Annotated in this window: 31 protein-coding genes; 17 read left to right on the top strand and 14 right to left on the bottom strand. The window is 63.9% G+C overall.

Annotation, left to right across the window (positions count from 1 at the left end):
• Nucleotides 1–20 precede the first annotated feature (20 nt).
• From L0V05_RS04455 to L0V05_RS04435, 5 genes are read right to left on the bottom strand one after another with little or no spacing between them, the layout of a single operon-like run.
• Entirely contained in the window at nt 21–569 is a 549-nt protein-coding gene (locus tag L0V05_RS04455; RefSeq protein WP_234868878.1) for an MOSC domain-containing protein, read from the bottom strand.
• A complete protein-coding gene (locus L0V05_RS04450) occupies nt 566–1,471 on the bottom strand; it encodes a glycosyltransferase family protein (RefSeq protein ID WP_234868877.1) in 906 nt (301 codons plus the stop codon). The genes L0V05_RS04455 and L0V05_RS04450 overlap by 4 nt, the downstream gene beginning before the upstream one ends.
• Before the next feature lie 21 nt (nt 1,472–1,492).
• Entirely contained in the window at nt 1,493–2,392 is a 900-nt protein-coding gene (gene cbiB, locus L0V05_RS04445) for an adenosylcobinamide-phosphate synthase CbiB (protein WP_234869197.1), read from the bottom strand.
• Nucleotides 2,393–2,397: 5 nt separating this feature from the next.
• Nucleotides 2,398–3,360, bottom strand: coding sequence for a threonine-phosphate decarboxylase CobD (gene cobD / locus L0V05_RS04440; protein ID WP_234868876.1), 963 nt, complete (start codon nt 3,358–3,360; stop codon nt 2,398–2,400).
• A 55-nt stretch (nt 3,361–3,415) separates the two neighbouring features.
• The gene (locus tag L0V05_RS04435) at nt 3,416–4,387 is read right to left on the bottom strand and encodes a glutathione S-transferase family protein (protein WP_234868875.1); all 972 of its coding nucleotides are present in this window, start codon (nt 4,385–4,387) and stop codon (nt 3,416–3,418) included.
• Between the two features lie 26 nt (nt 4,388–4,413).
• Between L0V05_RS04435 and L0V05_RS04430 the strand changes: the two genes are divergently transcribed.
• Nucleotides 4,414–4,947: a hypothetical protein gene (locus L0V05_RS04430; RefSeq protein ID WP_234868874.1), complete on the top strand. Its 534-nt coding sequence runs from the start codon at nt 4,414–4,416 to the stop codon at nt 4,945–4,947.
• A gap of 3 nt (nt 4,948–4,950) precedes the next feature.
• On the opposite strand, the gene L0V05_RS04425 is transcribed toward L0V05_RS04430, so the two are convergent.
• A complete protein-coding gene (locus tag L0V05_RS04425) occupies nt 4,951–6,123 on the bottom strand; it encodes a MalY/PatB family protein (protein ID WP_234868873.1) in 1,173 nt (390 codons plus the stop codon).
• Nucleotides 6,124–6,392: 269 nt separating this feature from the next.
• On the opposite strand from L0V05_RS04425, the gene def (L0V05_RS04420) reads away from it, so the two are divergent.
• The 4 genes from def (L0V05_RS04420) (at nt 6,393) to L0V05_RS04405 (ending at nt 8,608) form a co-directional block, all read left to right on the top strand.
• Nucleotides 6,393–6,911 (top strand): peptide deformylase, encoded by a 519-nt coding sequence (gene def / locus L0V05_RS04420; protein WP_234868872.1) that lies wholly within the window; start codon nt 6,393–6,395, stop codon nt 6,909–6,911.
• Nucleotides 6,911–7,414, top strand: a complete 504-nt coding sequence (gene def, locus L0V05_RS04415; protein WP_234868871.1) for a peptide deformylase — start codon at nt 6,911–6,913, stop codon at nt 7,412–7,414. Before def (L0V05_RS04420) ends, def (L0V05_RS04415) begins: the two co-directional genes overlap by 1 nt.
• The gene (gene fmt / locus L0V05_RS04410; protein WP_234868870.1) at nt 7,411–8,307 is read left to right on the top strand and encodes a methionyl-tRNA formyltransferase; all 897 of its coding nucleotides are present in this window, start codon (nt 7,411–7,413) and stop codon (nt 8,305–8,307) included. The genes def (L0V05_RS04415) and fmt overlap by 4 nt, the downstream gene beginning before the upstream one ends.
• 64 nt (nt 8,308–8,371) lie before the next feature.
• The gene (locus L0V05_RS04405; RefSeq protein WP_234868869.1) at nt 8,372–8,608 is read left to right on the top strand and encodes a GlsB/YeaQ/YmgE family stress response membrane protein; all 237 of its coding nucleotides are present in this window, start codon (nt 8,372–8,374) and stop codon (nt 8,606–8,608) included.
• Here L0V05_RS04405 and L0V05_RS04400 read toward each other — a convergent pair.
• The 8 genes from L0V05_RS04400 to L0V05_RS04365 all read right to left on the bottom strand — a co-directional run bounded on the left by L0V05_RS04400 (nt 8,605) and on the right by L0V05_RS04365 (nt 13,392).
• On the bottom strand, nt 8,605–9,174 hold the full coding sequence (locus L0V05_RS04400) for a TetR/AcrR family transcriptional regulator (RefSeq protein WP_234868868.1): 570 nt from the start codon (nt 9,172–9,174) through the stop codon (nt 8,605–8,607). The genes L0V05_RS04405 and L0V05_RS04400 overlap by 4 nt on opposite strands.
• 50 nt (nt 9,175–9,224) lie before the next feature.
• Nucleotides 9,225–9,854 (bottom strand): trimeric intracellular cation channel family protein, encoded by a 630-nt coding sequence (locus L0V05_RS04395; RefSeq protein ID WP_234869196.1) that lies wholly within the window; start codon nt 9,852–9,854, stop codon nt 9,225–9,227.
• A 47-nt stretch (nt 9,855–9,901) separates the two neighbouring features.
• Nucleotides 9,902–10,369, bottom strand: coding sequence for a ribonuclease HI (rnhA, locus tag L0V05_RS04390; RefSeq protein ID WP_234868867.1), 468 nt, complete (start codon nt 10,367–10,369; stop codon nt 9,902–9,904).
• A 99-nt stretch (nt 10,370–10,468) separates the two neighbouring features.
• Nucleotides 10,469–10,921: a DUF3429 domain-containing protein gene (locus L0V05_RS04385; protein WP_234868866.1), complete on the bottom strand. Its 453-nt coding sequence runs from the start codon at nt 10,919–10,921 to the stop codon at nt 10,469–10,471.
• A 16-nt stretch (nt 10,922–10,937) separates the two neighbouring features.
• Nucleotides 10,938–11,081 carry a hypothetical protein gene (locus L0V05_RS04380; protein WP_234868865.1) on the bottom strand — a complete coding sequence of 48 codons (144 nt, stop codon included), beginning with the start codon at nt 11,079–11,081 and terminating at the stop codon, nt 10,938–10,940.
• 104 nt (nt 11,082–11,185) lie between these two features.
• The gene (gene ispH / locus L0V05_RS04375; protein WP_234868864.1) at nt 11,186–12,136 is read right to left on the bottom strand and encodes a 4-hydroxy-3-methylbut-2-enyl diphosphate reductase; all 951 of its coding nucleotides are present in this window, start codon (nt 12,134–12,136) and stop codon (nt 11,186–11,188) included.
• A gap of 62 nt (nt 12,137–12,198) precedes the next feature.
• Nucleotides 12,199–12,732: a hypothetical protein gene (locus L0V05_RS04370; RefSeq protein ID WP_234868863.1), complete on the bottom strand. Its 534-nt coding sequence runs from the start codon at nt 12,730–12,732 to the stop codon at nt 12,199–12,201.
• 81 nt (nt 12,733–12,813) lie between these two features.
• Nucleotides 12,814–13,392 carry a LabA-like NYN domain-containing protein gene (locus L0V05_RS04365; RefSeq protein WP_234868862.1) on the bottom strand — a complete coding sequence of 193 codons (579 nt, stop codon included), beginning with the start codon at nt 13,390–13,392 and terminating at the stop codon, nt 12,814–12,816.
• Nucleotides 13,393–13,532: 140 nt separating this feature from the next.
• On the opposite strand from L0V05_RS04365, the gene folK reads away from it, so the two are divergent.
• From folK to L0V05_RS04305, 12 genes are all read left to right on the top strand, one after another.
• The gene (gene folK / locus L0V05_RS04360) at nt 13,533–14,117 is read left to right on the top strand and encodes a 2-amino-4-hydroxy-6-hydroxymethyldihydropteridine diphosphokinase (RefSeq protein ID WP_234868861.1); all 585 of its coding nucleotides are present in this window, start codon (nt 13,533–13,535) and stop codon (nt 14,115–14,117) included.
• Between the two features lie 83 nt (nt 14,118–14,200).
• Nucleotides 14,201–14,554 carry a DNA-directed RNA polymerase subunit omega gene (rpoZ, locus tag L0V05_RS04355; protein WP_234868860.1) on the top strand — a complete coding sequence of 118 codons (354 nt, stop codon included), beginning with the start codon at nt 14,201–14,203 and terminating at the stop codon, nt 14,552–14,554.
• Between the two features lie 32 nt (nt 14,555–14,586).
• Entirely contained in the window at nt 14,587–16,704 is a 2,118-nt protein-coding gene (locus L0V05_RS04350; RefSeq protein WP_234868859.1) for a RelA/SpoT family protein, read from the top strand.
• A 66-nt stretch (nt 16,705–16,770) separates the two neighbouring features.
• Nucleotides 16,771–17,376 carry a DUF2062 domain-containing protein gene (locus L0V05_RS04345; protein ID WP_234868858.1) on the top strand — a complete coding sequence of 202 codons (606 nt, stop codon included), beginning with the start codon at nt 16,771–16,773 and terminating at the stop codon, nt 17,374–17,376.
• 81 nt (nt 17,377–17,457) lie between these two features.
• Nucleotides 17,458–18,210 (top strand): pyridoxine 5'-phosphate synthase, encoded by a 753-nt coding sequence (locus tag L0V05_RS04340; RefSeq protein WP_234868857.1) that lies wholly within the window; start codon nt 17,458–17,460, stop codon nt 18,208–18,210.
• Nucleotides 18,211–18,325: 115 nt separating this feature from the next.
• The gene (gene acpS, locus L0V05_RS04335; RefSeq protein WP_234868856.1) at nt 18,326–18,736 is read left to right on the top strand and encodes a holo-ACP synthase; all 411 of its coding nucleotides are present in this window, start codon (nt 18,326–18,328) and stop codon (nt 18,734–18,736) included.
• 71 nt (nt 18,737–18,807) lie between these two features.
• Complete coding sequence (gene lepB / locus L0V05_RS04330) at nt 18,808–19,614, top strand: signal peptidase I (protein WP_234868855.1); 807 nt, start codon at nt 18,808–18,810, stop codon at nt 19,612–19,614.
• Nucleotides 19,611–20,297 (top strand): ribonuclease III, encoded by a 687-nt coding sequence (gene rnc / locus L0V05_RS04325; protein ID WP_234868854.1) that lies wholly within the window; start codon nt 19,611–19,613, stop codon nt 20,295–20,297. The genes lepB and rnc overlap by 4 nt, the downstream gene beginning before the upstream one ends.
• Entirely contained in the window at nt 20,294–21,214 is a 921-nt protein-coding gene (era, locus tag L0V05_RS04320) for a GTPase Era (protein ID WP_234868853.1), read from the top strand. The genes rnc and era overlap by 4 nt, the downstream gene beginning before the upstream one ends.
• Nucleotides 21,211–21,543, top strand: coding sequence for a DUF1491 family protein (locus L0V05_RS04315; protein ID WP_234868852.1), 333 nt, complete (start codon nt 21,211–21,213; stop codon nt 21,541–21,543). Before era ends, L0V05_RS04315 begins: the two co-directional genes overlap by 4 nt.
• Nucleotides 21,544–21,582: 39 nt before the next feature.
• Entirely contained in the window at nt 21,583–22,293 is a 711-nt protein-coding gene (recO, locus tag L0V05_RS04310; RefSeq protein WP_234868851.1) for a DNA repair protein RecO, read from the top strand.
• Between the two features lie 87 nt (nt 22,294–22,380).
• On the top strand, nt 22,381–23,631 hold the full coding sequence (locus L0V05_RS04305) for an MFS transporter (protein WP_234868850.1): 1,251 nt from the start codon (nt 22,381–22,383) through the stop codon (nt 23,629–23,631).
• Nucleotide 23,632: the final 1 nt, after the last annotated feature.

Here is a 23,632-nt window from a genome sequence, read left to right as displayed (position 1 = left end):
GTGACTCTGCTGCAGATTGCCTAGCGCAAGACCTCAATGCGGTCGCCCAGACCGACCTCGCCATCCTCTTCGACCGAACAAAGCACTCCGCGCAACCGCAGCTCCGGATGTGCCTTGATCCAGTTGAGCGATCCGCTGCCGTAGCGCACTTTCCATTTCGCGCAGCCAAGGTTTGGCTCTTGCGAGACCTTGAGCACTGCCGTGCCTGCGCGCAGAAGGGTACCGGCGGGCAGGTTCGCCTCGCTCAAGTCCATGTCGGCGATGATCGGATCGCCCGGATGCACGACCCCCTCGCGGTCGCGCCAGACCAGATCGAGGACGCGCGACTGCAGGATCGAGACCTGGATCTGCGGATCGGGCCGCCCGTCCGGCAGCCGCAGCCACGGCATCGTCAGCCAGCGATCGCCTGGAATGCCTTCGGCCCGAGTCATCTGCAGCCTGTCGGGGAAGCTGCGGTGGTTCGGAGCGGGTCGCAGGCAAAGCCCCGTCACCCGTCCGCCGGTCCTCGGGGCGGCCATCACCATCGGCTGCGCCGCTTCACAGTCTTCAGCCGTCACATGATCGGTCATCGGTTTCCTCTGGTCAGGGCTGCCACTTTCGCGCGCAGATCAAGCCGTTCGGCACGTAGTGCACCAATCTGCGCCAGTTTCGCCAGAGTTTCGGGCCGGGCTGACTGGACCGCAACATAGAACTCGTCGAGTTGGTCCTGTGTGGCGGAAGCAAGGAAATCTGCCATGGGTGGATTGAACTGATAGGCGCCGCGCCGCAGCCGGAAGGCCAGGCGCGCAAACCAGGCGGTGCGGTCCTGGGCATGGAAATGAAGGAGCGCCAGCGCGGGATGGAAATCCCCCGCCTCCACCCGCTGACCATCCCGGAAAGCGCCATGGATGCGCGGGATCAGCCCGTCGATGCCGGTGCGGAAGAGGCACTTTCCAGCAGCATGACTTAGCGCACCATTGGGCAGGAGCGCTGCGAACTGACCGAATACCAACTCTCGGTTGCCTGCATTGCGCGCGCCGGGCAAAGCGGCGCGGAAATGGCTGGCAGTCTGGATGTCGTCGGGAAGGTCTGGTTCATGCAGCGCTTCCCACGGGCGCGCCCGGATGAAAGGGGCAGACGGCGAAACCGCATCGAGAAGCGTAGGCATGGGGCTGTCGGCAAGCAGGAACTCGTCCACATCCGCATGCAGCAACCACGGCAAGGGCGCTTTGGCATAAAGCGCTGCAATGTTCGAGCTTTGGCGGACTTGGTGCTTGCCGGGGCGGCCGCCCGAGATTTGCTGCCACCAGTCACGGTCGCAGCGGATCGCGGTGACGTCGGGCAAACGTTGCGCGACGGCATGGGCAGGGTCATCGGGATCGTCGAAATGAAGCCAAAGATGCGCAGCCCCAAGCGCATGGTGATGAGCTACGAATGCCAGCATCTGGTCAACTGGCGACTTGAGGGTGCAGCAGACGCCCCAGTCAGCCATGGAGGGGAAGGCGGCAGACCATCAGACCGCCATAAGCAGAAGAACGATGATGAGGAAGGCCGCCCAACTGCGCCAGAGCGCGGCGCAGGCGGCGTCGATCTCGGTGGGGCCGATCTCGCGTCGGCCCTCGGGCCAGACCCAGGGAAAATCGCGCTTTTCGCCGTGATAGCTGCGCGGTCCCGACAGAGCCACATCAAGGACGACAGCCATGGCCGCCTCGGGCCAGCCGGCATTGGGCGAACGGTGCAGGCCTGCATCGCGACGGATCGGATCGGGGTTGAACCAGCCGTGACTGACGGCGATCAGCACCGCTGTCAGACGCGCCGGGATCCAGTTCAGCAAGTCGTCGAACCGCGCCGCTGCCCAGCCGAACTCCTCGTGCCTTGGGGTGCGATGGCCGATCATGCTATCGGCGGTATTGGTGATCTTGTAGACCAGAAGGCCCGGCAGGCCGGCAATCAGGAACCAGAAGGCCGGTGCAATCACTCCGTCAGAGAGGTTCTCGGCCGCGCTTTCGATCGCGGCACGGGCGACGGCGGGTTCGTCCATGTTCGCCGTATCGCGCCCAACGATCCTGGCCACGGCCCGCCTTCCGTCGTTGAGCGACAGACGAAGCGCGTCGGCCACCGCCTGCACATGCTCGACAAGGCTGCGTTGCGCCAGAAGGATCGCTGCGATCAGGACCTGCCACAGCGGACCAAGAGGCAGCTCGGCGATGACCTTACCTAACGCCCAGGCACCAACCGCCAGCCCGGCCATCGTCAGGATTCCGTTGCGCCGGCGGTTCTCGCCTTCGTTGAAGGCTTTGTCGGCCCAACCGACTGCCCTTCCCATCAGAACCGCGGGATGGGGAAGGCGCGACCAGATTGCCCTCGGTTCTCCCAAGGCGCCATCGAGCAGCATCGCGGGCAAGAGGAGCATCGCGCTCATTTCATGTCCTCCAGCGCAATGGTCAGCCGCTGCCAATGATCCGCTCTGTCCGGCAGGCCAAGACGCATCCAGCGGTGACTGTAGGGAAAGACGCGGGTCCAAATGCGATGTCGTGCCAGCGACTCCTGCCAACGTGTAGCGTCGGGAGTGTCGAACAGTCGGAACAGGGCCGTGCCGCCGACGAGAGTCGCCCCCGCGCCGGTCATCATTGCATCAAGGCGGGCGCAGTCCCGGGCGAGGCGCGTGCGCGTGGCGCTGGCCCAGGCGGCGTCAGTCAGCGCGGCGGCGCCGATGGCCAGGGCGGGGCCGGAGACGGGCCAGGGCCCGAGCATCGTGGAAAGATGCGCGATCATGCTCGGATCGCCGATGACAAAGCCAAGTCGTAGTCCGGCAAGACCCCAGAACTTGCCCAACCCCTTGAGGATCAGCGTACCGGGGCGCGTTGTCAGCCCGATCAACGACTGATCCGGCGCGGTGTCGGCAAAGCTTTCGTCTATCACGGTCAGCGGGCGGGCGTCCACATTGCGCCAAAGCCGCCCATCGGGATTGTTCGGATGGACGGCGACCAGCGCCTCGGCGTCGTCGTCCTCCGAGACCACCCAGCCCGCTGCGCGGAAGGCGCGGGCATGTTCGTTGTAGGTCGGCCCGGGGATGAAGACCCGCTCTGCGGGCAAAAGCGATGGAATCCGAGCAATCAGGGCCGAGGTGCCGGGCGCGGCAAGGATTGCAGCTTGATCCGGAACGTTCCAGAATGTCCGCGCCGCTTCCATGAGCGCGGAGTGCGCATCGTCATCAGGCAGCGTTGTCCATGCGGTGCCGGGAAGATCGGGCAGCGGATAGGGTAGCGGGTTGATGCCGGTCGACAGGTCGATCCAATCCTCGCGCGCACCGCCGAAGCGCGCGCGCGCCGCGTCTATGCCGCCGCCGTGATCGACTTGTTCCGCCATCAGCCTGTTCATTCCCACTCTCCGGCCCCCGACAAAGCGGAAATCCGACAGAGGCGCAAGGCCAGGCTCAGCGGCCGTGCGGGGCCGCGAAGTCGAGAACCGGATTGATCGGGATGATCCGGTTTGGGTTAATCGTGTCGTGGCTGTAGTGGTAGTGTCGCACGATATGGTCGAGCTTCACGGTCGCGGCCACGCCCTGCACCTGATAGAGCGAGCGGGTGTAGGCCCAGAGGTTCGGGTAGTCGATCAGACGCTTGCGATTGCACTTAAAGTGCAGGTGATAGACCGAGTCGAACCGCACCAGCGTGGTGAACAACCGCCAGTCCGCCTCTGTCCGGCGGTCGCCCAGCAACCACTTTTGCCGCGACAGGATTTCTTCCAGATTGTCGAGCGTTTCAAACAACGGATGGACCGCAGCGTCATAGGCGGCCTGCGTCGTGGCAAAGCCGGCCTTGTAGACACCGTTGTTGACCCTGTCATAGACAACGGCATTCATGCGGTCGATCCGGTCGAGCAAATCCGCAGGGCAGTCGTCGCTGGCGTTGCCTGTTATCCCGTTGAAGGCCGAGTTGAACATCCGGATGATTTCCGAACTTTCGTTCGAGACAATCGTGTTCCGTTCCTTGTCCCACAAGACCGGTACGGTCACCCGGCCCGAAATCCCCGGGACTGCCTTGATGTAAAGATCCCTCAGGAAGGGCAGGCCGAACAGCCCGTCGCCGGTCGTGCCTGGAAAATCGGTGCTGAAGGTCCAGCCGTCCGCAAGCATATCCGGATGCACGACGGATACGTCGATATGCGGCGAAAGCCCCTTCATTTCGCGGAAGATCAGCGTGCGATGCGCCCAGGGGCAAGCATAGGAGACGTAGAGGTGATAGCGCCCCGACTCCACACGGAACCCGGCTTCGCCGGTTGGTCCGGCGCTGCCGTCTGCGGTGATCCAATTGCGAAAACTCGCGACCGAGCGCTGAAACGCGCCGCCGCTTGATTTCGTGTCATACCACGCCGGATCCCACCGGCCGCTTACGAGCTGTCCCATCACAGTCCCCTTTCAGGGGATCAATTATGCTTCGGATGTTCCGTGCAACAGGCCGATGGGCGCGCAGGATAACTGCATCGGCGCACAGATTGTTTCAAAAATACCGTGCTGCTTTTTCTTCAGTTTGGAGCAATCCTTTCGAAAGATCCGGGAATGACTTGAAAACTTCACGTTGCAGATCGAGAATTAAATGGATCGAGGAATTGAAAATGCTTGGTTTCTTTTCAAGGGAAGTTCTCGAAGGCCTTGAAGCGGCGCAGCGACGCGACCGCAGCCGCAAGAGCCGTCTGCGCGTTCAACTCGGTGAGGCGGTCTTTCCCATCCTTCGGTTTTGGGACTCAGGGTTCTCGCTTGATGCCGCTCGCTCGCCTCGGCTGCGCGGTCTTGTCGATGTCTATGACGGCGCCAACCACATCTTCCAGTGCCTGATCGTCGCCTCGGTCGAAGACAACGGCGAGCTTGTCTGCGAGTTCAAGCGTGCGACGCCGGTCAGTTCCGGCCCCGCCCTTGATTTCTGGCGGGACGAGAATGCGCCTGTCGGCTACCTGCCCAAGAACTGAGGTCTACTGCAGGTCGGCGAACGCCTCCTGGAGTCGCCCGACCGCCTCGGTCACCCGTGCCCGCGGCGTGGCGATATTGAAGCGCAGAAAAGTCTCGCCCCCCTTGCCGAAGGTTGCGCCATGGTTCGCGGCGATCAGAGCAGCCTTCTCGACCCGTGCCGTAAATTCGTCGGCAGTCATGCCGGTTCGAGAGAAATCGACCCACGCGAGGTAAGTCGCTTCGAGCCGCATTGACCGCACGCCGGGAATAGCGTTGACGCCGGCGTCGAATACAGCCCGGTTGCCATCGAGGTAGGCCATCAACGCATCGACCCAGCCCGCCCCGTCGGGGCTGTAGGCGGCGGTAGCCATGTGCATGCCGAAGGCATTGGGCGAGATGCCGAGTGCCATGACGCGCGCCGCAAACTTCGCCCGCAGCGCTGGGTCCGCAATGATCACGTTGCCCGTGTGAGCGCCGGCGATGTTGAAGGTCTTGGTCGTCGCCGTCATCATCACCAGACGGTCCGCAATCTCTGGCGCGGCAAGGGGCATCGCGACGTGCTTGTTGCCGGGATAGACGAGGTCATGATGGATCTCGTCCGAGATAAGGATCAGGTCGTGGCGACGGCAGAAGTCGGCCGTGGCCTTCAGTTCGGCTGCCGTCCACACACGCCCCCCGGGGTTGTGGGGCGAGCAGAGGACCAGAATCCTTTCGCGCCCGGTCATCTGTGCATCCCAGGCTTCGAAGTCCATCTCGTGCCGACCTTCGACCACCTTGAGCGGGCATTCGACCACCTGACGGCCCGAGGCGCGTATGATGCGGGCGAAGGCGTGGTATACCGGCGTCATCAGCACAATGCCGTCGCCGGGCGCAGAATAGGCCTCGATGCACATGCCGAAGCCGTTGACCAGGCCATGGGTGGTGAAGATCGCCCCGCGCTCCACCGTCCAGCCGTGGCGGGTCTGCATCCACCACTGGATCGCGTCCAGATACGCGCGATCGTCGCCGAAATAGCCGTAGACGCCATGAGCGGCCATCGCCTCGACCGCGCGCTGAACCGATTGCGGCGGACGGAAATCCATGTCGGCAACCCACATCGCCAAACCCTTGTCCGCGGGAACGCCAAAGGTCGGTTCCATCTGGTCCCACTTGCTGCAATGGGTTCCACGGCGGTTAATCAGTTCGTCAAAGTTCATTGCAGGCTCCGGAGGGGTCGGTTCGGTGCTGGTGAGGTCAATTCGGGCCGTCCTACCACGAGGTGAGCCGATTCCGGAAGATTGATCCAAATGATCGGCAAAAATCGGGAAAAAATCCCGGAATGATCGGGGAAATCAAACCTGCCTTCCACTCTTGTCCCGGCTGCGTCTGGCCACTGCCGGAACCCTGTCCCAGATCGATAGAAAGCGCCAGTCCCCCGCATGCCTGGCCCATTGCCTGAAAACCGGCCATCCCTTAAATCGGGCGCATGATACGCCCTATCCTGATCCATCCCGATCCTCGCCTCAAGAAGGTCTGCGAGCCCGTCGCTGAGATAACGCCGGAGCTTGGCAAGCTGGCCGAGGATATGCTCGAGACCATGTATGACGCGCCGGGCGTGGGCCTGGCGGCGCCGCAAGTCGGTGTCACGAAGCGCCTGATCGTGATGGATTGTGTCAAGGACCCCGAGGCGGCGCCGCGGCCGCTGGTCCTGTTTAACCCGCAGATCATCTGGTCGTCGGAAGACCTGAGCACCTATGAGGAAGGCTGTCTGTCGATCCCCGAGCAATATGCCGAGGTCGAGCGCCCGGCCGAGGTGCGGGTGCGCTGGACGGCTTTGGACGGCAGCGAGCAGGAAGAGCAATTCGCCGGGCTCTGGGCCACCTGCGTTCAACACGAGATCGACCATCTCGATGGCAAGCTGTTCATCGATTATCTTGGTCCGCTGAAGCGCCAGATGATCACGCGCAAGATGGAAAAGCTGAAGCGCGAGCGGGCGCGCAGCTGATGGCGGTCCGCCGTTTCGTGCCTTGGCCGCACAGCATCCTGCGCTCGCCTGCGGCCCCGGTCGGGGCGGTGTCAGACGAGATCCGTGCCATCTGGGACGACATGGTCGAGACGATGGATGCGATGCCGGGCTACGGGCTTGCGGCGCCGCAGATCGGCGTGGGTCTGCGCCTGGCCGTCGTGGATTGTTCCGATGCGCGCGGGCAGGCGATCCGGCTGGCGAACCCCGAGATCCTGCACGCATCGGTTCAGCCGCGGGAGCATGATGAGGCCAGTCCCAACCTGCCGGGTGTTTCGGCTGTGATCTCGCGTCCTCGGGCGGTGACGGTCCGGTTCCTGAACGAGACGGGCGAGGTCGAGGAGCGAGACTTCGTGAACCTCTGGGCGACAAGCGTGCAGCACCAGATCGACCACCTGAACGGCAAGATGTACTTCGACCACCTCTCACCTCTGAAACGGAAGATGCTGTTGACCAAGGCAGAGAAACTCCGAGTGCGCGGATGAAGGTCGTCTTCATGGGCACGCCGGACTTTTCGGTGCCGGTGCTGCGGGCACTTGCTGCGCAGCATGAGATTCTCTGCGTGTATTGCCAGCCGCCGCGTCCCGCGGGGCGCGGCAAGAAAGATCGTCCAAGCCCGGTTCAGGTCGCAGCCGAAGACCTTGGCCTGCCCGTCCGCTATCCGGTTTCGCTGCGCAGCGAAGAGGCGCAGCACGACTTTGCTGCGCTGCAGCCAGACGTGGCGGTCGTAGTGGCCTATGGTCTGATCCTGCCACAGCCGATCCTCGATGCGCCACATCGTGGCTGTCTGAATATCCACGCCTCGCTCTTGCCGCGCTGGCGCGGGGCTGCGCCGATTCATCGGGCAATCCTGTCGGGGGATGCCGAGACTGGAATCTGCATCATGCAGATGGACGCAGGGTTGGATACCGGGCCGGTGCTGCTGCGCGCGGCGACGCCGATCGGGACCGAGGAAACTACGGCTGACTTGCACGATCGTTTGTCTTCGATGGGGGCCGCGCTGATCCTGACCGCCCTCGCACGCTTGCCCGACCTTGTTCCCGAACCACAGTCGAAGGAAGGCGTCACCTACGCCGCCAAGATCGACAAGGCGGAGGCGCGGATCGACTGGTCGCGCTCTGCCGCCGAGATTGACCGGCAGATCCGCGGCCTGTCACCCTTTCCGGGCGCCTGGTGTGAGGTGGCAGGCGAAAGGGTCAAGCTGCTCCGATCAAGGCTGGCGACCGGGCAGGGCAAGCCGGGTGCGGTGCTGCACGACATGACCGTTGCCTGCGGCGACGGGGCGGTCGAGATCACACTGGCGCAGCGCGAAGGCAAACGCCCCATGGAACCGGCGGAATTCCTGCGCGGACTGCGTCTTCCGGCCAAGCTCGACTGACGTTTAGCGGTTCCTCCTTCGAACGGATCGCGTGATACTCCGTCAATATGGATTGGAGTCGCCCATGCCCATCATCTCGCTCCTGATTATCGGTGCAGCCGCCGGATTTCTGGCCACACGATTCATGAAGGTTCAGGCAGATGTGCCGACGACCATCGTGATCGGGATCGCTGGCGCGCTGATTGGCGGGTTCGTCCTGCGCTTTCTCGTCACGGTGACGGGGGCCATGGCGGGACTGGTCGGCGCGGTGCTTGGAGCGGTACTGCTACTCTGGCTCTGGCAGACTTATGTCAGGCGCTAGTCAAGGCGCTTCAGAGCTTCCTTAAGCTTGAAGCCCCGCCCGCCGGCGGTTTGCCACAGGGTCTGGCCTTGCCAAGCGGCGAACAGGATTGCCGCGATTTCGTGGCCTTTTGCGCCGCCGCCCAGCCGCACCGCCAGGGCGGCTTCAACGGTTTCGCGCCAAGCCGAAGCCCGTTTGCGCAGCGTCGGGTCACGAAGGTCCGAGGCCAGCAAGGAAAGATCGACCGATGCCGGATCATCCCCGGCAAGCAACTTCAGAAACTGCACCGCTCCCTTGGCGCTCAGGGACGACGTCGCATCCGCCTCCGCTGTTCGCGTCTCAAGCTCGTCCCAGGCCGCAAGCAAAGCGGTCTGCACCATGCCGTCACGAGAGCCGTAGCGCTGCACAAGCGTCGGCGCTGCAAGGCCGGTCACGCGCGCGACAGTGGCAAAAGATACGGCCTTTTCGCCGCCCTCGGCCAGCAGCCGCCTGACAGCCGCATAGATTTCGTCATCCGGAATGGTTCTATGGCGTCCCATGCACACTTTATAAAACCAGCGTTCGTCAACGAGGAAGCGATTCTGCAATCATCGCCACTCTTCCGGACCAGATGTGTCGCCGTTGCCGGTAGCCGGGATCAGCGCTTGGGCGCATCGGGCCGTGGCGGCCGTGCCTTGTAAACGGGAAGTCGCCAACCGAGATACAGACTTCCAGAACGCAGGATCAGCGTCGCGGCAGCGCATAGAGTGAGAGCCACCTGCAGACCGAGGCCCAGCGCCGAAGCAACCACCGCGGCGACCGCTCCTGCAAAGGCGGCCGAGACGTAGAGCTCACCCTGCTTCAGAACGAGCGGCACCTCGTTGCAGACCACGTCACGCATCAGGCCGCCCATGCAGCCTGTCACCATACCTGCGACTAGCACGATCGGCCACGACTGGCCCAGCCCCATCGCCGCCGCCACCCCTGCCGGAACAGCAACAGCCAACGCAAAGGCATCAAGCCATAGAAGGACGCGGTAGCGGCTTTCCAGCCGATGTGCGGCGAAGAACACCACGACCGCCGCGGCCGAGGCCACAAGTAGCATCATCGGATCGGCAATCCAGAAGACCTCGCGATCAAGGATGACGTCGCGCAGCGTGCCGCCGCCGACCGCGGTCAGGCAGGCGATGAAAATGAAACCGACGATATCGAGCTGTGACCGGCTGGCCACCAGCGCTCCGGTGAGGCCAAAGACCGCAACCGATGCGTAGTCGAGCGCCCGATCCAGTGCCCCGCCGTCGACGGCGGCCTGGGCGATTTCCGCGACATGCGCAGTCACGGCTCGGCCTTTTGCGCCTTGTAAGGCGCCATTCCGGACCGCGCCAGTTCGTCGGCCCGTTCGTTTTCTGCGTGGCCGGCATGGCCCTTGATCCATCGCCAGGTCACGTCATGCCGGTCCCGCGCGGCGTCCAGCCGCTGCCACAGGTCGACGTTCTTGACCGGTGGCCCGCCAGCAGTGCGCCAACCCTTGCGCTTCCACGCCGCGATCCATTCGGTCACGCCGTTCTTCACATAGGCACTGTCGGTCACAATGGTAATCGCAGAGGGCCGCGACAGCGTCTCGAGCGCGGCGATCGCGGCCATCAACTCCATTCGGTTGTTCGTGGTCAACGCTTCGCCGCCGGACATCTCGCGCTCCTTGACCACGGTCGCGCCGTCAATGGCGCGCATCAGCACCCCCCAGCCGCCCGGGCCGGGGTTTCCGGAGCAGGCGCCATCGGTCCAGGCGTAAAGATCGGGCATCAGGTCAGTCTCTTCCGTTTCGTCTGCGACCGCGCGGGGGGCGGCATCACTCTTCCACAAGAACCCGGGCGCGCCCAGCCCCGTGCGGCGGCGTCCATTTCAGCCAAGGATCGGGACGGCCAGGCAGGCGAGCACCACAGCGGTCAACAGCACCCTCAGCCGCATCCACCAGCGGGGGGCGAGCTCTTGCACCCAGAACGCATAATCGAGCGCGAGCAGGGCGAGAAATCCGGCAGCGAGAAAGATCGCGGCCGAGACCGGCCCTCCTCCGACAAGGAAGAAGGCCCAGAGCGCCGGAATAGTCGACAGCGCATAGCCCCGCGCTGCTTCAGTCCCGTCGGCTTTCGTCGCGAAGCCCCACAGGACGCCCGACATGAAGGCAAGGATCACTGTGCCATAGGCGAGCGAGACATAGGGGCCGACGAAGCGCGGCCCGAGCATGGCTGCCCCCCAATCGCCGAGCTCCGGAACCAGTTCCGTGGCGGCACCCCACAGGAAAGGGATCAGCCCCGCCAGCCCAAGGAGCAGCGCTGCGGCGGGAATCCTGTTCATTCTGCAATCCCCTCGATCATGGCCTTGATCCGCTTGGTTCGGTCGCGTCGGTCTGGGCGGATGCGATCTGGTAGAGCAGGCCGTAGTCGGCAGGCGCCCGCGTCCGGCTCAGGTTCACAGGAGGCTTGTTGATCTCGCCTTCCACCCTCTTGGCGGGCATGGCCGTCAGGCCTTCGGAAGTCTCGGGTGGAAGGCGGAGGATCGTGCTGGTCGACCGACCCCAGGCAACGGTCTCAATCCGCCCATCGTAGGTAACCCTGGCCCTCATGCCGGCTCGCGCAGGATGCGCGGCACCTTGAACTCGACCCGTTCCGTCGCGGTCTCGACGATCTCGACCGTGGTGTCGAACCGGGCACGGAACGCGTCGATCACCTCTTTGACCAGCAACTCCGGCGCGCTGGCCCCGGCTGTGACGCCAACCGAACGGATGCCGTCCAGCGCGCGCCAGTCGATGTCTGTGGCCCGCTGCACCAGCTGCGCATAGGCGCAGCCCGCGTTGCGGCCGACCTCGACCAGACGCTTGGAGTTCGAAGAGTTCGGCGCGCCGATCACAAGAAGCGCGTCGATCTTCGGAGCGACTTCCTTCACCGCCGCCTGTCGGTTCGTCGTCGCATAGCAGATGTCTTCCTTGTGCGGACCGACGATTGCGGGGAAGCGCGCACGAAGAGCTGCGACGATCTCTGCTGTATCATCGACCGACAGCGTCGTCTGGGTGACGAAGGCCAGCCGCTCGGGGTCGCGCACGGCAAGAGTCGCCACGTCGTCGACGGTCTCGACAAGCAGCACCTCGCCCTGCGGGAGCTGGCCCATCGTGCCGATAGTCTCGGGGTGGCCAGCATGGCCGATCATGACCATCTGCAGCCCGGCTTCGGAATGACGCTCGGCCTCGATATGAACCTTGCTGACCAGTGGGCAGGTGGCATCGACATAGACCATCTCGCGCCGCGCCGCCTCGGCCGGGATCGCCTTCGGCACACCATGGGCCGAGAAGATGACCGGCCGGTCATTCGGGACCTGATCCAGTTCCGCGACAAAGATCGCGCCGCGGTCGCGCAGGCCGTCGACCACGAATTTGTTATGGACGATCTCATGCCGGACATAGACCGGTGCGCCCCATTTCTCGATCGCCATCTCGACGATCTTGATCGCGCGGTCCACGCCGGCACAGAACCCGCGCGGCGCAGCTAGGTAAAGCGTGAGCGGTGACTTGGCCATCTGGTCCTCGCGCGGCTGTTCCGGTTCGAGGTAAGGTGAAGGCGCGCCCGCGTCCAGTGTGATCAGGGCGTTGCTTCGTGCGAAAGCGCATCCCATCGCTTTGCGAAGCCCGCCATGGCCGCCTCATCGGCAAAGGCCCGCGCCGGGACAATCACCACGTCGCGCCGTGTCGCGACGATGACGTGGCCGGATCGCGTCAGGACGTTTGCGATGTCGTCAGGCGTAATGACCACCGGTTCCGCCAGATCGCGGCGCTCCACCAGTCGCGCGGGGAAGATGTCGAGCCTGATCAGCACGGGCTCTGGCACGCGCCGACGCGCCTTGACCTGGGCCATGGCGGTCATCAGCAGGGCCGCCAGCCCCCATTGAACACCGATCAGGCCAACCAGCCACAAGTAGAATCGCCAGCCATTCTCGGGCCCAACCCAATCCTCTGGCACAAAGGCCAGAATCAAGCCGGCAAGACCCAACCACAGCAGAAAGACGATCCGTCCCCATCCCGTGACCTCGCGCCGGCGGGTCTCCCAGGCAAGTGCGTCGGCCGAGGTCAAGGTGTAGGTCAGGGTCAGATCCAGGGGGCGAGCCGCGCGAGTCACCCTCGCATCCTGTCGTCCGGCCTGGAAAAAGCAAAGGGCCGGTCGTGGACCGGCCCTTTGCTTTTTCGTGCAGTCTGGCGATTACTTCGCGTCGATCTGTACTTCCTCGCGCTCGGCAACCACACGCGGCTCGCGCGGCGGGCGCCCGATGACGTCGCGGAGTTCATCGAGTTCGATGAAGTTGTCGGCCTGACGGCGCAGCTCGTCAGCGATCATCGGCGGCTGAGTGCGGATGGTCGACACCACCGAAACCCGAACACCCTGACGCTGCAGGCTTTCAACTAGAGGGCGAAAATCGCCGTCGCCCGAGAACAGGACGATATGGTCGACGCGTGGCGCGAGTTCCATCGCGTCCACGGTCAACTCGATGTCCATGTTGCCCTTGACCTTCCGGCGACCCTGACTGTCAGTATACTCCTTCGCGGGCTTCGTCACCATGGTGAAGCCGTTGTAGTGTAGCCAGTCAACGAGAGGACGAATCGGCGAGTAGTCGTCGTTTTCAAGAAGGGCAGTGTAGTAGAAGGCGCGCAAAAGCTTGCCGCGGCGCATGAACTCCTGGCGGAGAAGCTTATAGTCGATATCGAATCCTAGCGCCTTGGCGGCCGCATAGAGGTTCGATCCATCGATGAACAGCGCCAGCCGATCATCCTTGTAGAACATATCTTTGCCTCACAAATCGAACTCGCCAATCGGACTCTCGTCAGCAGAACGGGTCTGTTACTGAAATGAACAGGCGAACATATTCAGTATATCATCTATCAGATTCGCCCCGGCAATGGGGTCTATACGAAAGATTACCATTGGTTGACGTCACGGCATCGAAAGTTCTTCTCGCACTCGGCGCGAATCTGCCGGACGGAAGCATCGCGCCTGCGCAGACGCTTCGCGCCGCCATTGCGGAACTGACCGCTCTTGGTATTGGAATCACACGCCTTAGCCGTTTCTACGAGACGCCCTGCTTCCCGGCCGGGGCGGGGCCAGACTACATCAATGCCGCCGCCGTGGTCCGTCCTCCCAAGGAAATGGATCCCGCCGGCCTGCTTGCGGTTCTGCATCAGATTGAGGCCGCGCACGGAAGGCAGCGGATCAGCCGATGGGCAGGACGGACGCTCGACATCGATCTCGTCGCCTGGGGTGACGCCGTTGCTCCCGATGTCGAAACGCAAACGCACTGGCGCGACCTGCCAGCGACCGATCAGGCGCGGCTGGCACCTGACAGGCTTGTCCTGCCCCATCCGCGGTTGCAGGACCGAGCCTTCGTCCTCGTGCCCCTAGCAGAAGTCGCTCCGGATTGGCGTCATCCGATTCTCGGGCGGACCGTGGCCGAGATGTTGACGGACCTGCCGGAGAAGGATCGCGAAGACGTGCGCGTCTTGCTGGGCTGAGCGGCCGGATTCTCTGCTTGTCAAGGGAAATGCGAGGGCTTACATAGGCCGCTCGATGTTTCCGATCCAAATTGGAGTACCCCATGGCCCGCGTGACGGTCGAAGATTGCGTTGACAAGGTGCCGAACCGCTTCGAGCTCGTGATGCTTGCCGCCCATCGGGCGCGCGAGATCCAGTCGGGTGCGCCGATTTCCATCGACCGCGACAACGACAAGAACCCGGTCGTCGCGCTGCGCGAGATCGCCGAGGAAACCCAGTCGGCCGAGGTCCTGCGCGAGCGCATGATCGAAAGCTATCAGACCCAGATCGAAGTCGACGAACCCGAGGACGACTCGATGTCGCTGCTCATGGGCAGCGAAGTGGATCGCCCGATGGTGGACGACATGTCGGAAGAGCGGCTTCTCCGAGCGCTGATGGAAGCGCAGGGGCAGAACTGATCCCGGGCTGACCGGGACGGGATGGGACGAGGATGATCGACGTCGAAGACCTGATCGCCCTCGTCCGCAATTACAACCCACGCACCAATGACGACCTGATCCGGCGGGCCTATGCCTATGGCCGGCAAATGCACGAGGGGCAGTTCCGCCAATCGGGCGAGCCCTATTTCACCCATCCCGTCGCGGTTGCCGCCATCCTGACCGAGCAGCGGCTGGACGACGCCTCGATCGTCACCGCGCTCTTGCACGACACGATCGAGGATACCAAGTCGACCTATGCCGAGATCGAGCGCCTGTTCAGCTCCGAAGTGGCAGAGCTGGTCGATGGTGTCACCAAGCTGACCAACCTTCAGCTGTCCTCGGCCGAGGCAAAGCAGGCCGAGAACTTCCGCAAGCTGTTCATGGCGATGTCCAAGGATCTGCGGGTGATCCTGGTCAAGCTGGCCGACCGTCTGCACAACATGCGGACACTGAAGTCGATGAAGCCCGAGAAGCAGGCCCAGAAGGCACGCGAGACGATGGAGATCTTCGCGCCGCTTGCCGGGCGGATGGGTATGCAATGGATGCGCGAGGAGCTGGAAGACCTTGCCTTCCGCGTCCTGAACCCCGAAGCGCGCAATTCGATCATCCGCCGCTTCATCACGCTGCAACGGGAAACCGGCGACGTGGTTCACCAGATCACCGCCGACATCCGGCTTGAACTCGACAAGGCGGGGATCGAGGCCGATGTCTATGGTCGCGCCAAGAAGCCCTATTCGATCTGGCGCAAGATGCAGGAAAAGGACCTCGCCTTTTCCCGCCTGTCCGACATCTACGGCTTCCGGGTGATCTGCGAGGACGAGGCTGACTGCTATCGCATTCTCGGCGTGATCCACCGCCGCTGGCGGGCGGTGCCCGGCCGGTTCAAGGATTACATCAGCCAGCCGAAATCGAACGGCTACCGTTCGATCCATACCTCGGTGTCGGGGCGCGACGGCAAGCGGGTCGAGGTGCAGATCCGCACCCGCCAGATGCACGAAGTGGCCGAAGCCGGGGTTGCCGCCCACTGGGCCTATCGCGACGGCGTGCGCACGAAGAACCCCTTCGCGGTCGATCCGACGAAATGGATCGCCTCGATGACGGAACGGATGGACGAGGACGACCACGACGAGTTTCTCGAGAACGTCAAACTTGAGATGTATTCGGATCAGGTCTTCTGTTTCACGCCGAAAGGGGATGTCGTGCAGTTGCCACGCGGAGCAACTCCGCTGGATTTCGCCTATGCCATCCACACGCGCATCGGCAATTCCTGCGTTTCGGCCAAGGTCGACGGCATCCGCGTTCCGCTCTGGACCCGGCTAAAGAACGGACAATCGGTCGAGATCATCACCGCTGAGGGCCAGTTGCCGCAGGCCAGCTGGATCGACATCGTAACCACCGGCCGCGCCAAGGCGGCGATCCGCAAGAGCCTGCGCGAAGAGGATCGTGGCCGCTTCGTTAAGCTGGGGCAGGAACTGGCCCGCGCCGCCTTCGACCATGTCGGCAAGAAGGCCTCCGACAAGGCACTGCGCACCGCCGCAAAGCAGCTTGGCCTTGCCGACGAACAGGATCTTCTGGCCCGTCTTGGCAGCGCCGAACTAACAGCGCGGCGCGTGGTGGAAACGCTCTATCCGGAATTGACGCTGGCGACGACCGAAGAGGTTGATGCGCAGCGCCCGGTCGTGGGGCTGGGGGCGGACCAGACGTTCCGCCGCGCCCATTGCTGCCAGCCGGTCCCGGGCGAGCGGATCGTCGGCATCACCTATCGTGGCGCTGGCGTGGTGATCCATGCCATCGACTGCCCTGCGCTGGTCGAGTTCGAGGAACAGCCTGCCCGCTGGGTTGATCTCAACTGGCAGCCGGGGCGGCACAAGGCCGTCTATACAGTCAGCCTGGAGCTCACGATATCGAACGATGCGGGCGTTCTTGGGCATATCTGCACGATCATCGGCGAGCAGAAGGCCAATATCTCGGATCTTCGCTTTACGGACCGCAAGCCCGATTACTACAAGCTGATCATCGATGTGGACCTGCGCGACGTGGAACATCTGCACATGGTCATGACCGCCCTCGAGGCGGAGACCGACGTTGCGCAGATCGCCCGCCACCGCGACCTGAGCCTTAAGCCTTAGCCGCAAGGGGGCGGGATGGTCTTTCGTCGGCGCACGCCCCGGACAATGTTGGCTCAACTGCGCGAGATGCTGTGGCCGAAGCGCGGTTTCCGCCGGGCAGGCACCTACATCGTCCACCGCCTGCGCCGTCTGCCCGATCAGCCCCACAGAGTCGCGCGCGGCATCTTCTCCGGCGTCTTCATCTCGTTCACACCGTTCTTCGGTGGGCATCTTGGGCTTGGCCTTGCCCTCGCCTGGCTCATGCGCGGCAACTTGATTGCTGCAGCGATCGGCACCTTCGCAGGAAATCCGCTTACCTTTCCCTTCATTGCTCCGGCGGCTGTCGGCCTCGGCCAATGGCTGACAGGGGTCGAGGCGCCGCTGAGCGCGCTTTACCTCGTCGTGTCCTTCTCCGAGGCAAGCGAAGAGCTATGGGCGAACATCGTCGCCATCTTCACCCGCGATCCGACAGAGTGGTACCGCCTCGCCAAGTTCTACGAGACGATCTACCGCCCCTACATGGTCGGCGGCGTGATTCTGGGCCTCGGCGTAGGGCTCGCCTTCTATGCGCTGACGATCCCGTTGGTGCGCACATATCAGCGTCTTCGGCTTCATCGGCTGCGTCAGCGCCATGCCAGACGGAACGAACCGCGCCTGCCTGAGGCTGACTCAACGCCGACCGAGCACCGCTGACGCTGACTTGGCTTTCCTTCGCCGAAGCGCCGATTTAGCCTGCGGCGAGCCGGACACGGCGCGACGGGAAGGAGAGGGCGGATGAAACCTTCAGGCAGGCTTCGGCTGGGCGTGAACATCGACCATGTGGCGACCGTGCGGAACGCACGCGGCACGGCCTATCCCGATCCCTTGCGTGCCGCTCTGCTCGCCGAGGCGGCGGGCGCCGACGGCATCACCGCGCACCTGCGCGAGGATCGCCGCCATATCCGCGACGAAGACATTGCCGCCTTGGCGGCGGGCCTATCCGTGCCACTCAACTTCGAATGCGCCGCCACAGTCGAGATGCAGGCGATCGGCCTGCGCCATCGCCCCCATGCCATGTGCCTTGTCCCCGAGAAGCGGGAAGAGCGTACGACCGAGGGCGGTCTGGACGTTGCGGCGGACGAGGCGCGGCTTAGGGATTTCATCACACCCCTTCGCGAGGCAGGCATCCGGGTTTCGATGTTCATCGGCCACGACCCCAAACAGATCGAGGCCTCGGCCCGGATCGGTGCGGCAGTGGTCGAACTGCACACCGGTTATTACTGCGACCTTCACCACGAAGGCCGCTATGCCGAGCGCGATGCCGAACTCGACGGCCTGCGCCGCGGGGCAAAGCTGGCGTATTCGCTCGGGCTCGAGGTTCATGCCGGCCATGGTCTGACCTATGAGACGGTCGGTCCTATCGCCGCGATGCCCGAGATGATGGAACTGAATATCGGCCATTTCCTGATCGCCGAGGCGATCTTCCTTGGGCTTGGCCCAGCAATCGAAGAGATGCGCCGCCGGATGGACGAGGCCCGGCGGGCATGAGCCAAGACTTTTCGAAAAGTCTTGGCAAAATCCTTCAAAGGATTTTGCGCTCTTCAGGAGGTGCGGCCAGAGGTCTTGGCGGCTTCTCCTCCGCGAAAGTGGAACCCGGCGAGAGATGATCCTCGGAATCGGCACCGACCTGTGCAACATCGAACGGATCGAGGCGACTCTGGCCCGCTTCGGCGACCGCTTTCGCAATCGGGTCTTCACCCCTGTCGAGCAGGCCAAGGCCGAACGGCGCAAGGACGTGGCCGGGACCTACGCAAAGCGCTGGGCCGCGAAGGAAGCCTGTTCCAAGGCACTTGGGACCGGCCTTCGCATGGGCATCTCGTGGAAGGACATGGCAGTGACCAACCTGCGCTCCGGTCAGCCAGTGATGCATCTGACCGGTTGGGCGGCCGACCGTCTGGCGCAGATGACACCGCCCGGCCATGAGGCAATCGTCCATGTCACGCTGACCGACGATCATCCCTGGGCGCAGGCTTTTGTCGTGATCGAGGCGCGGCCGGTCATGTCGGAGACGTGACTTTTCCCTTCAACTTGACTCTGCGATGAGCGGCGCGCATGTAGCCGCAAACCCAGAAAAGGCAGGACTTCATGGCGAGTACCGCGAAATCCCAGGGCGGGATCATGGAAACGGTCAAGACGATCGTCTACGCACTTCTGATCGCGATGGTTTTCCGGACGTTGTTCTTCCAGCCGTTCTGGATCCCCTCGGGAAGCATGAAGGATACGCTCCTGGTCGGCGATTTCCTGTTCGTCAACAAGATGGCCTACGGCTATTCCCGCTATTCCTGCCCGATGGGCATCTGCCCCATCTCGGGGCGCGTCCTGGGCGGCGAGCCGCAGCGCGGCGACGTCGTGGTGTTCCGCCACCCGGTGAACGGGTCGGACTTCATCAAGCGGCTGATCGGCGTGCCAGGCGACACCGTGCAGGTCAAGAACGGCGTCCTGTTCCTGAACGGCAAGGAAGTACCCCAGATGCCCGACGGCACCTTTGAGGAGGTGTTCGAGCCGCAGGGACCGATGGGGCAGTACCCCCGCTGCGAAAATGGACCCGTCGGCGAAGGGGGCGCCTGCAAGGCGTCACGGTTCATCGAAACGCTGCCGCCGACCGAAGCGTATCCGGACGGGCGCAAGCACCACATCCTGAACATCGACGAGAACGGTTTTGCCGACAACACGGACGTCTTCACCGTGCCGCCGGACCATTACTTCTTCATGGGCGACAACCGGGACAACAGCCAGGACAGCCGCTTTCCGCAATCGGTGGGGGGCGTGGGATTCGTGCCCAAGGAAAACCTCATCGGTCGCGCCGACCGGGTGATCTTCTCGTCTGCGGGCCGGTCGATGCTGTTCTTCTGGACCTGGCGGCCCGACCGGTTCTTCAAGGCGATCGAGTGAAGCTGGCTGCGGATCTCCAGGCCTTTGCGGCCCGGATCGGGCACGAATTCTCGAAGCCCGAGTTGCTGATCCGCGCGGTGACCCACGCCTCGATCTCAAGCGCATCGCGCCCCGACAATCAGCGCCTGGAGTTTCTCGGCGACCGGGTGCTTGGCCTCGTGATGGCCGAAGCGTTGCTCAAGGCCGATACGGCGGCGAGCGAAGGTCAGCTTGCGCCCCGCTTCAATGCGCTGGTGCGCAAGGAAACCTGCGCAGAGGTGGCGCGCGAAATGGGACTGGGCGAGGTCCTGAAGCTCGGTCGGTCAGAAATGATGTCAGGTGGACGACGCAAGGAGGCGCTTCTGGGCGACGCGATGGAGGCGGTGATTGCCGCCGTCTATTCCGATGCCGGGTTTGAGGCGGCGCGGCGGGTCGTCTTGCGACTGTGGGGGGATCGGATCGGCACGGTCGAAGCCGATGCCCGCGACCCCAAGACTGCGCTGCAGGAATGGGCGCAGGCGCGCGGCATGGCCCCGCCGACCTATCTGGAACGTGGCCGCGAGGGGCCCGATCACCAACCTGTCTTCACTGTCGAGGTCTGCCTTGCCAATGGCGAGAGCGAAGCCGCCTCGGCCGGAACGAAACGCCAGGCCGAACAGGCCGCGGCCCGGGCGCTGCTGGCCCGGATGGAGAACCAATCATGACCGATACCCGCGCAGGCTTCGTTGCCTTGATCGGAGAGCCGAATGCCGGCAAGTCCACCCTCCTGAACCGGATGGTCGGTGCCAAGATTTCGATCGTCACCCACAAGGTGCAGACGACCCGGACGCGTATCCGCGGAGTTTGCATGGAAGGCCAGAGCCAGATCGTCTTTGTCGACACGCCCGGCCTCTTCAAGCCGCGTCGTCGGCTTGACCGTGCTATGGTCGCGGCGGCCTGGGGCGGCGCAGCGGATGCCGATATCATCGTCCTTCTGATCGAGGCCCATCGTGGCCTGACCGAGGGGGTGGAACGCATCCTGGAGACTCTGCGCGACCGAATTCCGCAGGGTCAGCCGATCGCACTTGCCATCAACAAGATCGACCGCGTGAAGGCCGAGGTGCTGCTGGCGCTTACCGAGAAGATGAACGAGGCCTTCCCCTTCGTGAAGACTTTCATGATCTCGGCCGAGAAGGGCTATGGCGTGAACGACTTGCGCGAATGGCTGGCAGGCGAGGTGCCCGAGGGGCCCTGGCTTTACCCCGAGGATCAGATTGCCGACCTGCCGATGCGGATGATCGCCGCCGAGATCACGCGTGAGAAGCTGACGCTTCGGCTGCACGAGGAACTGCCCTACCAGATGACGGTCGAGACCGAGAACTGGGAGGAGAAGGACGATGGCTCTGCCCGCATCGACCAGATCATCTACGTCGCCCGTGACGGCCACAAGGGCATCGTGCTTGGCAACAAGGGCGAGACGATCAAGGCGATCGGCCAAGCCTCGCGCAAGGAACTGATGGAGTTCCTCGACCGGCCCGTGCACCTGTTCCTGCAGGTCAAGGTCCGCCCGAACTGGCTTGAAGAGAAAGAGCGCTTCGACGAGATGGGGCTTGATTTCAAGGACGGCGACTCGCCGAGATGACCCCGCGCCTGACCGCCGAGTTCTGGGTGCAGGCCTATCTTGCGCGGCTTCGGCTTGCCGATATCCCCGCCTACCTAACCAAGCGGGGCGACCCGACCGCCGGCGCGGTTCTTGTCAAGGTGGCGACGCTTGATGGCCGGGCAACGGCATATCAGCGCAGTTTCAATCTGATGACCGGCGAACGGGCCTGGGTGGTGCTGGCTGAGGGCGAGGAAGGGGCCGTCGATGCCTCGATCGCGCGGCAGCGCGGGTTCGACCCCGACCTCTGGGTCATTGAAATCGAGGATCGGCAGGGGCGAAGCCTGCTTGATGAGGAAGGCCTGGCCTGAGCGCTTGCTCGTCTGCCACGCGATGCCGATAGTGGCGGCATGGAATGGCGCGATCAGGGGGCGCTTCTCTCGGTGCGGCGGCACGGGGAAAGCGCGGCGATTATCGAAGTGTTTACTGCGGCACATGGCCGGCATGCAGGCGTGGTGCGCGGCGGCGCCTCGCGAAGGATCGCACCGCTGCTGCAGCCCGGCGCACAGTTGGATGTCAGCTGGCACGCCCGGCTGGACGAGCATCTGGGCGCCTTCACCGTCGAACCGCTACAAAGCCGGGCGGGGGTCCTCTCCGATCGGTTGGCGCTGGCAGGGCTGAACGCGATCTGCGCACTTCTAGCGCGGGCCTTGCCGGAACGCGAGCCGCACCCAGCGCTTTACGCTGCGACGATCCCGCTTCTCGACCGTCTGGAGCGGGGCGGATGGGAATGGGACTATCTGCGGTGGGAGTTACGCCTGCTTGAAGAGCTTGGCTTCGGTCTCGACCTGGAGGCCTGCGCTTTGACCGGTGCGCGCGAGGGGTTGGCCTATGTATCGCCGCGCACCGGGCGCGCCGTGGGCCAGGCCGCGGCGGGTGACTGGGCAGACCGGCTGCTGATCCTGCCTGCGGGCCTGATCGGGGGGGCCGAAGAGGTCGAGGGCCTTGGACAGGGGTTGCGTCTGACCGGTCACTTCCTTGACAGGGAGTTGACCAATGGCGGCGACCGGCCATTGCCCGAGGCGCGGGCGCGACTGGTCATGCTGTTGCTGCGCCCCTGAGTATAGCGGCGAAAACCTGCGACCGGCTGTCGCGGCTGGATCAGAAAACTCTTCTCCCCGATGCGCCTATGGCGGAGAGGAGATTTCATGGCCACCCGCTACATTCCGCTGTTCCTGCGGCATTCGCCGACGCCCAATGTGCGATCCTTTGCGCTGTTGTCCGGGCTGGAGGCGGGTGTTCGCGGGATACTCATCTCGGTCATGCCGCTGGTCTTGTACCAATCCACGGTCGACCCGGTGACAGGCCAAGGAAACGCTAGCCTTGTGTCGCGCATATATTTCGCCATCGGGCTGTGTTCGCTGATCTGGGGCCTGATGGTGCCCTGGGCGACGCGGCACGTGCCGAGGCGATGGGTCTACACGGCGGGAACACTCCTTTATCTGTTCGGCATGGGGCTGGCGCTGATCGGCGGTACAGTGGCGGTCGCTCTGTCGATCCTGGTCAACGCTTTGGCGACCGTGACGCTTTTCGTCTGCCTGAATGCCTATGTCCTTGACTATATCCAGCGGGCAGAGCTTGGCCGGTCGACCTCGACGCAGATGCTCTATGCCGCGATCTTCTGGGCCGTCGGTCCGATGACCGGGGTCTGGTTGCGCACCCTCTGGGAGCCGGCGCCGTTTGTCGTCGCCGCCTTCTTTTCGGTCGCGCTGCTTGCCACGTTCTGGATTCTGCGGCTGGGAAACGGCAAGCAGATCCAGAAGGCAAGGGGGCCGGCGCTCAACCCGCTGTCCTATCTGGCGCGCTTCTTCGCGCAGCCTCGCCTCATTGCCGGCTGGTTGTTTGCTGTCGTGCGCTCCTGTGGCTGGTGGGTCTATGTCGTCTATGTGCCGATCTTCTGCGTTCAGGCGGGACTGGGCGACAAGGTGGGCGGCTTTGCCCTGTCGGTCACGAACGCCTTTCTTTTCACGACGCCGCTGCTCCTGCGGCTGGCGCGGTGGTTGACAGTGCGGCGCGCAGTGACTGTCGCCTTCGCCTGGGGAGGCGCGTTCTTCCTGCTGGCCGGCGTCGCTTCGCCGCTGCCCTGGGCGGCGGTTATCCTGATTTTCGTCGGGTCCGTTTCGCTTGTGATGCTTGATGTCGCGGGCGGCTTGCCCTTCCTCATGGCGGTCAAGCCGTCGGAGCGGACCGAGATGGCGGCAGTCTATTCGAGTTTCCGCGACGTGTCGGGCATCGTGACGCCGGGCATCGCCTGGCTGGTGCTGCTGGTTGCGCCTGTGGCGGGTGTCTTCGCCGCCGCCGGGGCCGGAATGGCTGTCATGGCAACGATCGCCGCCCGCTTGCATCCCCGACTCGGCACGCCTCGCCCGTCGCACGGCTCGCCGGTGGCGGGAGAGTAGC

Origin of the sequence: Alitabrizicola rongguiensis, from assembly GCF_021491355.1 — a bacterium.
Lineage (GTDB): Bacteria > Pseudomonadota > Alphaproteobacteria > Rhodobacterales > Rhodobacteraceae > Aliitabrizicola > Aliitabrizicola rongguiensis.
This window is presented reverse-complemented; position numbering and strand designations above follow the sequence as displayed.

What these genes read in the sequence shown, in the direction of transcription:
- def (WP_234868872.1), top strand. Translation starts at nt 6,393, where the DNA reads ATGATACGCCCTATCCTGATCCATCCCGATCCTCGCCTCAAGAAGGTC.
- def (WP_234868871.1), top strand. Translation starts at nt 6,911, where the DNA reads ATGGCGGTCCGCCGTTTCGTGCCTTGGCCGCACAGCATCCTGCGCTCG.
- L0V05_RS04315 (WP_234868852.1), top strand. Translation starts at nt 21,211, where the DNA reads ATGACCCCGCGCCTGACCGCCGAGTTCTGGGTGCAGGCCTATCTTGCG.
- rpoZ (WP_234868860.1), top strand. Translation starts at nt 14,201, where the DNA reads ATGGCCCGCGTGACGGTCGAAGATTGCGTTGACAAGGTGCCGAACCGC.
- L0V05_RS04455 (WP_234868878.1), bottom strand. Translation starts at nt 569, where the DNA reads ATGACCGATCATGTGACGGCTGAAGACTGTGAAGCGGCGCAGCCGATG.
- L0V05_RS04340 (WP_234868857.1), top strand. Translation starts at nt 17,458, where the DNA reads ATGAAACCTTCAGGCAGGCTTCGGCTGGGCGTGAACATCGACCATGTG.
- L0V05_RS04305 (WP_234868850.1), top strand. Translation starts at nt 22,381, where the DNA reads ATGGCCACCCGCTACATTCCGCTGTTCCTGCGGCATTCGCCGACGCCC.
- L0V05_RS04450 (WP_234868877.1), bottom strand. Translation starts at nt 1,471, where the DNA reads ATGGCTGACTGGGGCGTCTGCTGCACCCTCAAGTCGCCAGTTGACCAG.
- fmt (WP_234868870.1), top strand. Translation starts at nt 7,411, where the DNA reads ATGAAGGTCGTCTTCATGGGCACGCCGGACTTTTCGGTGCCGGTGCTG.
- L0V05_RS04405 (WP_234868869.1), top strand. Translation starts at nt 8,372, where the DNA reads ATGCCCATCATCTCGCTCCTGATTATCGGTGCAGCCGCCGGATTTCTG.
- L0V05_RS04345 (WP_234868858.1), top strand. Translation starts at nt 16,771, where the DNA reads ATGCTGTGGCCGAAGCGCGGTTTCCGCCGGGCAGGCACCTACATCGTC.
- L0V05_RS04350 (WP_234868859.1), top strand. Translation starts at nt 14,587, where the DNA reads ATGATCGACGTCGAAGACCTGATCGCCCTCGTCCGCAATTACAACCCA.
- L0V05_RS04385 (WP_234868866.1), bottom strand. Translation starts at nt 10,921, where the DNA reads ATGAACAGGATTCCCGCCGCAGCGCTGCTCCTTGGGCTGGCGGGGCTG.
- cbiB (WP_234869197.1), bottom strand. Translation starts at nt 2,392, where the DNA reads ATGCTCCTCTTGCCCGCGATGCTGCTCGATGGCGCCTTGGGAGAACCG.
- L0V05_RS04435 (WP_234868875.1), bottom strand. Translation starts at nt 4,387, where the DNA reads ATGGGACAGCTCGTAAGCGGCCGGTGGGATCCGGCGTGGTATGACACG.
- L0V05_RS04425 (WP_234868873.1), bottom strand. Translation starts at nt 6,123, where the DNA reads ATGAACTTTGACGAACTGATTAACCGCCGTGGAACCCATTGCAGCAAG.
- cobD (WP_234868876.1), bottom strand. Translation starts at nt 3,360, where the DNA reads ATGAACAGGCTGATGGCGGAACAAGTCGATCACGGCGGCGGCATAGAC.
- L0V05_RS04365 (WP_234868862.1), bottom strand. Translation starts at nt 13,392, where the DNA reads ATGTTCTACAAGGATGATCGGCTGGCGCTGTTCATCGATGGATCGAAC.
- L0V05_RS04430 (WP_234868874.1), top strand. Translation starts at nt 4,414, where the DNA reads ATGCTTCGGATGTTCCGTGCAACAGGCCGATGGGCGCGCAGGATAACT.
- era (WP_234868853.1), top strand. Translation starts at nt 20,294, where the DNA reads ATGACCGATACCCGCGCAGGCTTCGTTGCCTTGATCGGAGAGCCGAAT.
- recO (WP_234868851.1), top strand. Translation starts at nt 21,583, where the DNA reads ATGGAATGGCGCGATCAGGGGGCGCTTCTCTCGGTGCGGCGGCACGGG.
- ispH (WP_234868864.1), bottom strand. Translation starts at nt 12,136, where the DNA reads ATGGCCAAGTCACCGCTCACGCTTTACCTAGCTGCGCCGCGCGGGTTC.
- rnhA (WP_234868867.1), bottom strand. Translation starts at nt 10,369, where the DNA reads ATGCCCGATCTTTACGCCTGGACCGATGGCGCCTGCTCCGGAAACCCC.
- lepB (WP_234868855.1), top strand. Translation starts at nt 18,808, where the DNA reads ATGGCGAGTACCGCGAAATCCCAGGGCGGGATCATGGAAACGGTCAAG.
- acpS (WP_234868856.1), top strand. Translation starts at nt 18,326, where the DNA reads ATGATCCTCGGAATCGGCACCGACCTGTGCAACATCGAACGGATCGAG.
- L0V05_RS04380 (WP_234868865.1), bottom strand. Translation starts at nt 11,081, where the DNA reads ATGCCCGCCAAGAGGGTGGAAGGCGAGATCAACAAGCCTCCTGTGAAC.